The organism is Mesorhizobium sp. M7A.F.Ca.AU.001.01.1.1, assembly GCF_004022735.1.
Classification (GTDB): domain Bacteria; phylum Pseudomonadota; class Alphaproteobacteria; order Rhizobiales; family Rhizobiaceae; genus Mesorhizobium; species Mesorhizobium ciceri.
On the sequence record NZ_RZPF01001076.1, the window covers coordinates 1 to 1,406 of the forward strand.

General features: G+C 65.9%; 2 protein-coding genes and 1 pseudogene. 2 read left to right on the forward strand and 1 reads right to left on the reverse strand.

Features of this window, described 5'->3' with window-relative positions:
* Together EN884_RS35945 and EN884_RS35950 are read left to right on the forward strand one after the other, a co-directional pair.
* Positions 1–215 (forward strand): annotated as a pseudogene (locus tag EN884_RS35945) (hypothetical protein); the annotation flags it as partial.
* An 8-nt stretch (positions 216–223) separates the two neighbouring features.
* Entirely contained in the window at positions 224–460 is a 237-nt protein-coding gene (locus EN884_RS35950) for a sulfurtransferase TusA family protein (RefSeq protein ID WP_024503732.1), read from the forward strand.
* 10 nt (positions 461–470) lie between these two features.
* Here the strand turns inward: EN884_RS35950 and EN884_RS35955 are convergent.
* Positions 471–1,406: GTP-binding protein (locus tag EN884_RS35955; protein ID WP_164895418.1), on the reverse strand; the 936-nt coding region annotated here is incomplete at its 5' end.

Genomic DNA, 1,406 nt, shown 5'->3' on the forward strand with positions numbered 1-1,406 from the left:
CCATAGAGGCGGCCAAGCAAGCCAAGGAAGCCGCCAAGGCCCAGGCTCTGGCCGAAAAGGAGGCCGAGAAGGCCGCCAAGGAGGCCCCAGTCGCCACCGCGACCATCGCGGCCCCTTCGGAAGCGGCGCCAATGGCTGAAACGCAAGCGGCGAGTGCCGACGAAAGCCGGGTGACGAAGCTGAAGAACAAGCTGCTCGGCATGTTCGGCGGTTGATATCGCCCGTGGCTGATCGCGCCGCTATTTATGACCTCAAGGGGCTGAACTGCCCCTTGCCCGTGCTCAAGGCCAAGAAGCGCCTCGCGGGGATGCAACCGGGCAGTCGGCTCTGGTTGGAGACCACCGACCCGCTCGCCGTCATCGACATTCCGGCATTCTGCTCCGAGAGCGGCCACCAGTTGATTGAAACGGCCGCGGTCTCCGGCGGCCATCGCTTCCTGGTCGAGCGCGGCGCGCCGTAATCGTTGGGAGCTACCGCCCGGCGATCGCCAGCGGATTGTTTTCCAGCGCCGCGCGGTCGGGCGTGTCAACCGACGGCCGGTCGGTGAAGGCGGCGAACAGCCTGCGGATATAATCTTCCGGCATGTCGAGCGTGATCAGCACCAGCCGCGTGCCACGCTGGCCATCCGGCCAGGACGGCAATTGCACCGGCGGATGCAGGATCTTCTGCACGCCATGGATCACCAGCGGCCGCGACGGGTCTTCCCTGAGCTCGATGACGCCCTTCATGCGCAGCAGGCGCTCGCCATGGGTCGAACGCAGCAGGTCGAGGAACATCTCGATCGCCGAAAACGGCACCGGGCCGTCATGCACCAGCGAATAGGAGCGCACGCGCTGATCGTGACGATGGCCGTGGTCATGGCCATGCTCGTGATCATGACCAGCATGATGGTGATGATCGTGCGCCGCTTCCTCGCCAAGCCAGCGCCGCACATCGGCGGATTTGGTTGCCGGGTTGTAGAGGCCGCAATCAAACAACGCCGCCACGCCTGTCTCCGTGTCGCCGGCATCGAGCAGTTCGGCGCCCGGATTGATCTGCCGCAGGCGCGCCCGCAGCATTTCCAGCTCATTGGGGTCGGTGGCCAGATCGGCTTTGCTGAGCACGATGCGGTCGGCGACGGCAACCTGCTTTACCGCCTCGACATGGGCATCGAGCGTGGCGTTGCCGTTGACGGCATCGACCAAAGTGATGACGCCGTCGAGCCGGAAGGCCTGGATCAGCGCCGGATGCGCCATGATCGACTGCAGCACCGGCGCCGGGTCGGCAAGGCCGGTGGTTTCGACGATGACGCGGGCGAGCCGGGCAATGCGGCCGGTCTGCAGCCGGTCGACCAGGTCGGCCAGCGTATCGACCAGTTCGCCGCGCAGGGCGACCAGCCGGTCAAGGTTGCGAACTAGCCAATGGGC